At 38.2% G+C, this 11,930-nt stretch carries 7 protein-coding genes; all 7 read right to left on the reverse strand.

Translation table 11 applies throughout. From position 1 onward, the window contains the following. Positions 1–3 precede the first annotated feature (3 nt). Positions 4–3,105, reverse strand: coding sequence for a protein DpdH (gene dpdH / locus ABC395_RS22265; protein ID WP_413006026.1), 3,102 nt, complete (start codon positions 3,103–3,105; stop codon positions 4–6). A gap of 11 nt (positions 3,106–3,116) precedes the next feature. Next, positions 3,117–3,971: a protein DpdG gene (gene dpdG / locus ABC395_RS22270; RefSeq protein WP_413006027.1), complete on the reverse strand. Its 855-nt coding sequence runs from the start codon at positions 3,969–3,971 to the stop codon at positions 3,117–3,119. Beyond that, on the reverse strand, positions 3,968–6,484 hold the full coding sequence (gene dpdF / locus ABC395_RS22275; protein ID WP_413006028.1) for a protein DpdF: 2,517 nt from the start codon (positions 6,482–6,484) through the stop codon (positions 3,968–3,970). The genes dpdG and dpdF overlap by 4 nt, the downstream gene beginning before the upstream one ends. Continuing rightward, positions 6,481–9,741, reverse strand: coding sequence for a protein DpdE (gene dpdE, locus ABC395_RS22280; RefSeq protein ID WP_413006029.1), 3,261 nt, complete (start codon positions 9,739–9,741; stop codon positions 6,481–6,483). Before dpdE ends, dpdF begins: the two co-directional genes overlap by 4 nt. Positions 9,742–9,993: 252 nt before the next feature. Then, positions 9,994–10,728, reverse strand: coding sequence for a 7-carboxy-7-deazaguanine synthase QueE (gene queE / locus ABC395_RS22285; protein ID WP_413006030.1), 735 nt, complete (start codon positions 10,726–10,728; stop codon positions 9,994–9,996). Further along, complete coding sequence (gene queD, locus ABC395_RS22290) at positions 10,725–11,216, reverse strand: 6-carboxytetrahydropterin synthase QueD (protein ID WP_413006031.1); 492 nt, start codon at positions 11,214–11,216, stop codon at positions 10,725–10,727. Before queD ends, queE begins: the two co-directional genes overlap by 4 nt. A gap of 5 nt (positions 11,217–11,221) precedes the next feature. Next, a complete protein-coding gene (gene queC, locus ABC395_RS22295) occupies positions 11,222–11,884 on the reverse strand; it encodes a 7-cyano-7-deazaguanine synthase QueC (protein ID WP_413006787.1) in 663 nt (220 codons plus the stop codon). Positions 11,885–11,930: the final 46 nt, after the last annotated feature.

Here is an 11,930-nt window from a genome sequence, read left to right on the forward strand (position 1 = left end):
CCTTTAAAAAGATTTAAAAGCTAATTCAACTAAATCCAAATCCTTTTGTATATCATTTCTAATTGTTTCGAGTTCCAGTACTGCTTCATTGCCTTGTAGGTGAACCAGATCATTTTCAACTTTTTTAGTAGACTGCTCTAAAAATTTTTCTATTATTGTTAAGCTATTCGTAATATCTGTTATATGTTTTGTAGCCAATTTACCTAAAGAAACTGCCAGTTCTAAACCATGTTTTTTTTCATTATCACTAATAATTCGGACTATGTTGCTAATTGATCTAGCTTCTAGAGTAGCAGTAGCCGCCTGAATTTCATGTTGATCTCCTCGTAATGTTGCAGATGAAACAGCAGTTTTTAATGCTTCGTTGACTTGCATAGCAGTTGCCTTTCCGTCTAACGTATCCCCAAAGGTCTCCTTCATTTTTTCCGTCCACTTCAATTTATCTTGATGCTCAGACTCCATCACCTGGCATACTTGCATGCGTAACATATCCGAGCATTTAATTAATTTATCAAATGCACCCACCTTATCATCTGGAGGTAAGGTTAAATTACTCAAATTCAAATTCATAACATGATTATAAACTATTGAAGCATCCACCATTCTCACACGATTTCTGGTTTCACCTTTAATGATAGACAACCTTGCTAGCGCTATACTTTTTATTTCTTCTCTATGAAGGAGTAATAATTCAAATAATTTAATCCACTCTGATGTCCTTACGCCACTTGGTAAAGCGATAGGGTTAAAAAGAACTTCAGTTATGCCTTCAGGAGAATTATTCTTAACTGCCCCCCCCATTGCGGCAGTTATTGCAAGCACATCTAAAGCCAGTGGAAGAGGGTCGAATGCTTCATTATTTAAAGGAATTTGACGCATCTGCTTTATTAGCATGGAACACCATTGCTCAAGATAACGGGCAGAGTAACGTAAAAATTCAGATCCTTTGTTAAATTCCCAGTGCTTATAGTATTGATGGTAGATCAACCCTTGAAGAGTAAGTGCTGTATCTTTTCGTTCATTTTCCCTACATGGTAAATTCAAACGAATTTGACCTAACGCTTGCTTTTGCTGTGTAGATTGAGATTCAAAATTTATACTTCGTTTTGACCATAGGCCGTTATCTTGGAACCATTTCTGATTTATTTGCTCAAAATCCCAGTTAATATAATCATTAACTGCCTCAAACAAAATATCACGCATAAATTGTGTATGACTTTGACTTAAAGAACCCCCGTTAGCCCATTGATCTAGGATCTGTATACGTTCCATCAAGGATTGCGGTAATTCATCATCAAGCGACCTTGAGATAGACTCAATTTCATTTTTTAAATTTTGCTTATTCTCTGGAGAGTGCTCTCTTATTGAAAACTGATCTTTTGACGTATAATCAACAACTAATTCTCCGTTTGCTTGTTGACTAGTTGCTGCCTCTTGCAAGAAAACTCTTCGATCATGTAAAGGTGGAAGGTTGAATGCTTCATGAATAAAAGTATGAAAATCAACTACATCGTATTCTTCTGTCCACAATTCAATTAAAGCTAATCGTCGGTCATAATGAACTGGATCAAGGCGTTCTATCTCCTTTTGGGCTATTACGGAAAGTCGATTTATGGATTTGCCACCAAAATGGTCGAACAACGCCGGTGATGGAAATTGTCCTTCACATATTGGTTCTGCGTAATTCTCTAAAATATAACGCAATACTTTTCCTATTAAGAGACGAGGATTGAAATTCTCCTCTGAGGTTCCTCTTTTGTACATTATTTGAAGTGCCTTTTTGTTAAAAGGATATAATCCAATCCCATCTGTTTGTCCGAATGCTTCGTGACATGATTCAACAAAAGAACAGTCCTCACATGCAGACCTCAACGGTTTAGTATTCTCTTTATCTAAAGCCCACTGCCTAATTTCTTGCTCAGGAGTACGCAAAGCATTTAGATATTTAGCAGAAAATCTCTCTATCTCTTCCGGGGGCACTAAATCTTCTCCAACATCAAGCGTCACCCTAAAGGAGATTCTTGTTAGGACAGTATCTTCAAACCTTTGGAAATATCCAGTTGTACAGCCAAGAGCAACGCGCATATTACATAGTTTGTCTTTTTCCTCTTCATCTTCTAATGTTTTGGTATCATTATTTTTAGCGGATGTGTAGATAAGCGCATCAAGTAGTTGATAATCAATGCCTTGTAGTACAGTGAAATCTTCTATGAGTAAAATAAGTTCAATATTTTTGGCTGCTAATTCAATACGTATCTGTTTCATGATTTTTACCAAATCGGTACTAGACAAGCTAAGCATTGTAGAAATCGCTTGATCCAAATTTCGATTGATCCATTCAACTGCCTCTTGCTGTAGTTGATAATCTGCTACAAGTTCACTATAAACATACTGAGCATCTTCGCTTGCACGGTTAATATATGTCAGATTTATTGGTAAATCCTGAATAGTGAATTCTCGACGTTCATTTAAGCGGCCTCCGTTACCACCAACAATATGTTCCGCCAACTGATGGATAATCCCATCTCCTTTAAACCACTCGGGAATGAATGCTGGATCACGAAATAGATGAGGTAAATTTTCCATGAGAAACAGTTCAGCATCACTTAAGCGTTCAACCACATGGTTACCATTCTTACCGATGGCAAGAGTAATGTTGTTATGTAATATTTCTTTTGCTTGTTCGGACGTTATATTACCTACTGAATGTCGGACACGTTGCCGATATTCTTCAAACAATGGATCTTCGAGATCTTCCAATATCATAAGGATGATTTCTTTAAGGTTTGTTAACCTAGGAATAAGCAGGACCTTACGTCCTCTTTTATCTATCTTTGCATGTAACCAGCGAATAAGATGTGATTTCCCTGTTCCTGATTCTCCAAGAATGGGAACAAAAACTTGATCTTTTCCAGATGTAAAGTTATTTAAGAAAGTTGTCTCATCGTAAGATGCACCTTTGTCGTGAACTTTTGGGCTTGCCGTCTGTTTATACATCTTAATTGGATGGTGAGTAGCAAGAAATAAGTGCTGCTGAACATGTAGCGCATCCTTATCCATAACTTTATATACTTGCTCTGTCTGCCAACACAACAATGGCTTCAAATCTCTTCCTCCTATCCATTCCATGTTATTTCAGAATAACGATATTTTTTCTCTTGTGCCGTTAAAACGTAAACGTCTGCATCCGATTTCATTTTCAAATCAACAATGCCTTCGTCCTGCAACCTCAGCCAAGCATAAGAGGTTGACTGTGATAAGTGATTCTGAAGCAGTTCTTCTGTTCCATATATGTCATTCATTTTTCTCCGATAACTACCATGCTCAAATACCGGGCATAACTTTGCCAATCTATGAACAATCGTATCTATAAGATGAGTTTGACTGTCATGAAATAGTTCAGGTAGAAAGTATCTAATTACTTTTGTAGGGTCTGGTATCAGTTGTTTCAATATACGAGTAGTAAAACCTAAATACAGAGACCAATCTTCAAACTGACCATAACGAGCATCACTAGAACATTCCATTTTGTCGTTTAATTGCTTTAATAGTGCTTCTTCAACTTCTTTCCAATTACCAGGTGCTCGATATGGGTTCTGTGACAAGTACCATGCAATGATTCTTCCTAAATCATCATTTTGCCCTTCCTCTGGAACTAATGCTCTTTTTCTAATGGTATGTGGCAGAAGCATAGCTATTTGGGAAGATATTGATCCCTTTGGAATCGTTGTATCGGTTATTTCCAAGAAGTTATTCTCTTGCTGAATAAGTCCAAGTGAAATCATCTCAGGGATTGTTTTCCCAATAAAATCCGTTTCACTACGCTCCAGATTTTGAGAAGCAAAAACAGATGGCATAATCATCTTCTTAAGTGCATCAATCTCTAATCGTTGTCCATTCATTTGAGCCATCAGTGCATAAATGGCATATATACGTGCTGGAGAAGCTTCTGGTGTTTTAATTAAACTCATATTCCGACCTCCTGCTTAAAAACTTCATACTGATAAAATCGTATATTCGAGGTATTCTGCAACAACGTTTCAGGACGTATTGGATTCGCCATTGTACTAGAAACTATAAAGATAACAGGATTTTCTTTGGTAGTTGGTTGCTCCATCCAACGAAAAACATTTACTGAATCTTCTGGTTGTTCATTAATAACCAATGTAGGTATTTGCCACTTTACACGTGCACGACGTGAATGTTCACCTAAAGAAGATGTAAAGAATATATGTCGTTGTGACAATGCTTCATGTTCCTTTATCCATTGAATCCATTTTGAATCTGCAACAATATGCCGGATTCCTTGATGTAGAAACCATTGAATTGTCCTAAACATATTTTGTTTTTCTCGCATACTGTAAGCATTTTGCATACTTCCTTTTGCTTCCCTAAACAATAACAACTGATGTCGGACAGGATCTAAGTACTTTTCAAGTAATTCTGTTGTAGTATTTTCAGCAGGCCATTGAAGGGGGTACGATGTGCCAGGAACTCCTCTAGGAAGTTTGTTCGTTCTTCGACATGCTGGACATCCTCCACAAGCTGGTACAGCAACAACAGAATTTTTTGTGTATCTTCCTTCAGAATGATCGTTAATAGAATAGAGATCTTTCAACACATCAGAAACACATTCTTCACCTTTCAGTAACCTATTAATAAGATCGAACTCTTCTCTATCATTCCCCCTGCTCGACCTCCTATATTTCTCCACCTCATTCCAGAAACTTTCTTCTTGATGATGGTGTTTTAGAATCCGTACAACTCGTGTAATATTATCATTTGAATCTGAAATCTGTCCCCTTACTCCCCAATCAAATTCAATTATCCCCATACGCGACATCATTGTTAGAATACGTAGGTTCCACTGTTCATTATAATCATTTCTACCATTAATTCTTTTAGAGCGCTTACCAATCGGGAATAGAAAAGTATCTATTTGCCCTGGAAGTTGCTGTTTTCGTGCAAACATCCGGTCCCAACGAAGACGCCCTTTTTCTACTCCAATCAGTTGAGCAGCACTCATTCTTCTTCCGCGACTAACATCTTCTTCATCATAAATAAGAAGAGAAAGGCATGCCTTCCCATCTCGTCCACCACGACCTACCTCTTGATAAAAACGGTCTATGCTTTCAGGAATACAGACATGGATGACGGCACGAACTTCCGCTTGGTCAACACCAAGTCCAAACGCTGATGTAGCAACAATAATATCCAACTGCCTTTTGCTCCATAATTGAATAATTGCTTCTCTATCATCTTGTCCCGTATTTCCATGAAAAACACGAATTCGTTTGTACCCATCCGCCAGAATTGCTGAGTATATTTCTTCGGCATCCTTAACTTCAGTGGTATAAACGATAAGAGGACGTGGTAGACTTCGGATTGCCTCCAACATCTTATTAATTTTCTCCGTTCTGCTTGAACACTTTCTCATCCAATAAGCCGGTTCTGGTCGAAGAGTTACCGATGAGAACATCTTAAGTTGTACCGGACTACCGAATAGAATTTGTAATGTTTCCAAACAATCTTCGGTCACAGTTGCAGAAAGTAGTAACGTACGGAATGGAGTAACTGAATGACGCAACATCATTTTACGCCATCCTGCAAGTTCTTGAAATGCAGGACGAAACCCCTCACCCCAGCCAGAAACAATATGCGCTTCATCAATGACTAACATCTTGAAATAACCACGCTCAGCAGCAATCTGCAACGAATAATCTAAAGATTCAAGAACACTTTCTGGAGAGGCAAATACGATACGCTGCGTTCCATTCATTATCGATTCTTGAATTTCTTTATTTTCTCTTTGACGTGAACTACTGGAAAAATATGCAGATGGCCGATTAATCAGTGGCATTAATGCACGTTCCTGATCCAAAGCTAGTGCAACGGTTGGAACTACGACGACCGTAACGCCTTCTTGTCTTGAGAACAGGAGCGCTGGCAATTGTCCACACAAACTTTTTCCAGTTCCAGTAGGAAGGTTTAATAATATTGTTGCATCTTGAGGTGAAGTAAGCACAGTGCGCACTGCAGCACGCTGTGCATTACATCTGTAATTCAGTCTATTTACTTCCTTTAAAAATGGATCTCCTTCTACTTCCTTCATTTGATTACGTGGTTTCAATGCAAAAAGTGGTCTTTCAGGACCTTCTTTATCGGCCTGTGGGAGCCAATTAGGCAACCAAGTCTCAGCACACAATAAATACGAATCCCGAACTTCATCCAATATAACTATTCCAACTAATTTATACATTAATTCATTTGGCCAATTGGCTCTGCGAGGGACACGCAGAAATATGCGCTCCCCTCCACTTCTTTCAGATTCATAACGTAAAACGCCCCGAATCAGTGCTGCTAAATCCATCCCAATGGCACCACTCTGAATTGCTTCAACAAATCTACTAATAAAAGGATTGCTTGGTTTAAAGATTAAGTTTTCATTTAGAATCCATTCCTGCAATTCATCAAATTCATTCAAAATGTGGTCCCTCCTCTTCGCACTGACTTCAACAAGTCCCTTCCTGATAAAATTATAAATCCTGCCGAATCCAACTGAACTTTGGGTTGCTTTATACCCTGGACTATAGCCTCATACTGCTCCTCGTCAAATACATCATATGTTACCGAATCACCTTCGAAAAGTTTTCTCATCTCCACTTGAACTTTTAAATAATTGAAATGGTTGATTGCAACTTCTGCTTTTGTTCTGCATTTTTCAATAAACTTAGGATCCTCATTTAAATATTGGCGTGACTGGGATGAAATCAAATCACATACTTTTTGCCATTGCTTTGTTGTAAAAATGTCACGTATTACTTTTAATCTATCTTTTATTATACTCGTATCCGTTCCACCGTCTTCCACATCACAATAGGGCCTAGCCAGCAAGTATTCAAGTTCGTCATCTACTCTATTGCCTTGATAATCAAGTATAACTTCGACATAAGTAGGCTCGAAGAACTTATCCAATAGTCGTTGATATACTTTTGAATCCACTTGGAGACCCCTTACCTCTAATAGATTTAATAACGGTTTAAGATCCCCCTCTACAATGTAAAGGAGGCGAAATCCTAACCAATCTGTATCTTGTGTCCAAGACTTTACTTTTCTCCAAAATGCATAAGTTTGACCTCGATCATCCTTACGTAAATATTCACTAAGAATATCAAAGAATGGATCACCAAGACGAAACAATTTGTAGTTGTTGTTTTTAATCACAATTTCGCGATCAAAGCAACCTGGTCTTTCCATCTGCTCGTTAAGAGCAACCAAGTGTTGCGTAGGTAAAAGCGTGCCAAAAGCGGGCTTGTAAATAATTCGGCCTTCTTTTTCAATTTTTTTAAATCTCATAGCTTCACATACCCAAGGCTCAAGTGATTGCTGTATTCTCTCTGGATTGCTTTCGTGAAGAACTAACTGATCAAAGAAACCATTTGCCTGTTGCTCATGAGCATCGATTTCATCAATAATCTGTTGTTCAGCAATCCGCACTTTCTCATCATGAATTTTAACCCTCATTCCCTCTATGCTTTTTTCTAACCCTGGTAACCCATCAATATAAAGATCGCGTAAAACGTCGGGTAGGATAGCATCAATGAAAAATTGCAAAGATGATATTGAATCGTTATAAATATTTAGGCCTTCTTTCAAAAATTGATGCCATCCCCACTGATAATTGACCTCTGCATCTGGGCCAGTTAGAACTGATATTCGAAATGGCTTATTACGACCTATACGATCAAGTCGTCCAATTCGCTGTTCCAGTTGATTTGGAGCAAACGGCAGGTCATAATGAATCATTTCATCTGCAAACTGAAAATTACGACCTATTTCACCAGTTTTATCACATACGAGTATCTGACACTCGCTATTATCACGAAAATTAGTTGTAACTAACTCAATTTGCTCTCTATTCAATCCCATATAATATCCGCCTACTGCCTCATCACCAAACGTTTCTTTCAGAAACTGAGTAACCTGCTTACAGACACGAGTATGTTGAGTGAATACTATAATTTTTTGAGGGGACTTTTTTTTGTGTTGTGCCCGTGTTTGAGTATGTTGAATCATTGTCGCTAGTAATTGATTTTTATCCCCCATTTCACTAGGGTAAGCAAATACTCTCAATAGGCGATCCAACATTTCTGATTCTCCCTCAAAATGCGGAGTCTCAACAATATACTGCAAATTAATTTTACTGAAGATTTCAGACATATCTTCTATCAGTTTTTGTTCTTTACGAATTTTAACTAGATCACGAAGCAAATTTTCATCGGTGCATACTGCTTCAAGAAAAGACCTCCAAATACTAAGCCGAGGGGAAGTGACTGCACTTTCATCCTCCCATACCTCCCTCTCTGCTGCCCACGATTCTATACGATAATCATCCAAAATAAGATGAAGTTCTTCCGTTCTCTCATCCAGATCCCACTCTTCCATAACCGGTAGCTCTCCCCTGTGATGTTGAAACAAGGATGTAGCATTATCCCTTCGATTACGAAGCATCCGACGATGTAAGCGATAGGTTTCTGATATATGTATACGTATGCGGCGAATCAATTCCTTCCGTTTTTCTTCATACTTAGAATCTAAAGTCATTTCCAATTCGTCTAATAATGACATTAATAATTTATCTTCACTAAAGAGAATTCGGAAATTTCCAATTCGTCTCTGAATTAAGAACGGTTTCGTCTCCTCTCGAAATGACAATAGACCTTTACCTACTTCTTGTCTCTTATTTAACTTGTATCTAAAGGCATCAATGTCCTCTAAACGGTGTTGCTCAGGCGCTAAAATATGCAGCATAGACAAGAACTCCCATTCATTGTTTAACACTGGAGTAGCAGATAACAAAAGCAATGTTTTAGCACTATGACACATATTTTTCAAAATGTCATAGTTTCTTTGTTCAACAGGATCCTTAGAGAAAGCCATTCTTGCTAATTCATGTGCCTCGTCTACAATAATGATGTCTGGTATGTTGTTGTAATTATTATCAATAGATTCTAACCCAGCAAAATGAATTCGCTCAGGAAATTGATCTATTAGACAACGCTGTGTTAATTCGTCTTCCCACTGAGTTAACAAATAGTTAGGAGCCAAAATGATTGCCTGATGATTTGGATAATCCAATAGCTTCTGACGAAGGATAACTCCTGCTTCGATAGTTTTCCCCATTCCGACCTCATCGGCAAGTAAGTATCGAGGTATAGGATCCTCTAAAACTCGGCGAATTACCTCAACTTGATGAGGCAGTATCTCAATGCCCGAAGAAATCAATCCCGTCATTCCGCTAGCAACTGCTCGCTGTTCTATTAACATCTGTAAAAATGAATTGCGCCTCTGATAAAAAAAAGACGTCTCCTGCCCTAGAATTGACAAAACTTCCATAGGATTAGTAGTAGAATCAGCACATCGGACAAATAGATCTTCTTGAGGAATATAACGAGAATATGTATCAGGAAAATCGACTTCGTACTCATCATTAAGTTTGCGAAGAGCCCTCCCCATCTTCCACTCTTCTTTTTCCACATCATAGTAGTAACATCTCGTCTGGTGCTCCAATACTACCGATTGAATATCAAGCACAGAAAACCAGTCACTCGTTTGTTTATTAATTGAGTGAAAATAAGTTACCTCGGCTGTTTTCTTGTCTGCTGAAATGGCAGATAAACTTCCAATTCCCATTGAATTAGAAGTCACTTTAACAAATGAACCTACATAGATTCTAGACATTGAATTTCCTCCAAGTAGAAATTAACTCTAGTAAGAAACGACGATCTGATTAAAAAAATAAGACCCTACAAAAGTAGGGTCTCTCTAAGTCCAAATTATAGTTTAATATATTTCAAGTGCCACTACGCCCTTATTATTAGTATAATCATACCAAATACCAGGTGATTGTCAATCTCTGTATTGTAAAAAAACGGATGAAGATTCTTTCGAATTACTTTCATAGAAGATCACGTCTGTTCCAAACAAATCACTTCAAACCCCGCGTTTGTTACCCCACAACAAAGTGTGTAACTGCGGGAGAACTTTAACTTGTCTCAAATCCGAGGAAGCCATGACTTGATTAATCAACCATTCATACTTCTCTAATAAAGAAAGCACTAATCCTTCTCTATCTACTGTCGTTACATCGCTATTACCCACCTGCAAAACTAGCCTCATGTGAGGATACCGTTTATGAACTTGTACAGCATACTGAAGATCATCTTCATCAAAAATGACTACTTTAATACATATTTCATTAGAACTATTGTTCAAGTTCTCGATAACCTCGTCTAATTTAACCCAATCGGTTATCATTCCTGAACTTGGTGCTTTCGGGGAAATCGTCAAATCATCAATATCTGCCATCCACTCTTGCCATCTGCTTCCTTGTGTCTCTAATCCAACTCGAATCCCTTGGTCATGAAGGAGATCCACTAAGTATCCAATATTCTTTAAAAGTGCTGGATTACCACCAGAGATTGTTACATGCTCAAAAGTGGTTCCACCAAGAGTCTTCAATTCATCCCAAACCATTTGGGCAGATAATTGTTTAATTTCATTCTTTGCAGAACCATCCCATGTAAAGGAAGAATCACACCATGAACAGGAATAGTCACAGCCGGCTGTTCGAACAAACATTGTTTTTTGTCCAATCACCAGACCTTCTCCCTGAACGGTTGGACCGAATATTTCCAGCACCGGGATGGGCTTTTCCTTATAAGTCAATCTGCCATCCACTCCCGTCTTGCTTCGGCACAGCTGGTTGGTGTTTCAAATAACCGAACAAATTCAGTTCTTGCATCCACGTCTTTTGATGAGTATTTATCAGTAGTTAGCGCTGCTTCCATCTGCTCATAAAGCCAAACAACCAAGTTTTCAGCAGTCGTATTCATTAACGGCAACGTCTCATTTAAATATCTGTGGTCTAAGTATGGCTCTATTTGCTCACGCCAAATTGTTTTTATCATTCCAAAATCTATCGTCATGCCAATTTCATTTGTATATCCACTTACTCCAAAAACAACTTTATAGGTGTGACCATGTAGATTTTTACATTTGCCCTCATATGCATGTAAGTGATGCGCCGCGTCAAAAGTAAATTCTTTACTGACTAATACTCTGCGCTGATGATATTTCAACTGTTCTTGAGTAATATCCTCTTTAAACTTTTGCAATGCATCTACAATAACGAATTGCCCTGGTATTTTGTTCATAACAACTACTCCGAATTTTTTCCCTGTAAAAATTTTTCCAAACCAGCTTTTCTCAACTGGCAAGCAGGACAAGTGCCACATCCATCACCGATAATACCGTTGTAGCAAGTCAAAGTCTTTTGGCGTACAAATTCAAACGCTCCTAATTGATCTGCCATTTCCCACGTCTCTGCTTTATTAATCCACATCAACGGAGTATGAATTATAAAATTATGATCCATCGCTAAATTTAACGTCACATTTAGGGATTTGATGAAATCATCCCGGCAGTCAGGGTATCCACTAAAATCTGTCTCGCAGACGCCCGTTACAATATGTCTAGCATCTACTCCTTTAGCAAATACCGCGGCGAAACTTAAAAACAAATGATTACGTCCTTCCACAAATGTGCTCGGAAGTTCACCATCATTATGAACAATTTCGAGGTCATTACGTGTCAGAGAATTCTGAGTTAGTTGACCGAGCAAGCTCATATCAAGTAACGTCCACTTTACTCCAAGTTCATCAGCGATTTGTTTAGCACATTCAATTTCTAAAGCATGCCTTTGTCCATAATTAAAGGTGATTGCTTCAACTTCGTCAAAGTGCTTCATTGCCCAAAACAAAGAAGTTGTACTATCTTGACCGCCACTAAAAACTACAACGGCTTTTCTGTTTTTTTGTTCCATAATCTTACCCACTTTCTCACCATTCTCCCTTAATGATAACAGATGT

This window comes from Paenibacillus canaveralius (genome assembly GCF_047238265.1).
Taxonomy (GTDB): domain Bacteria; phylum Bacillota; class Bacilli; order Paenibacillales; family NBRC-103111; genus Paenibacillus_F.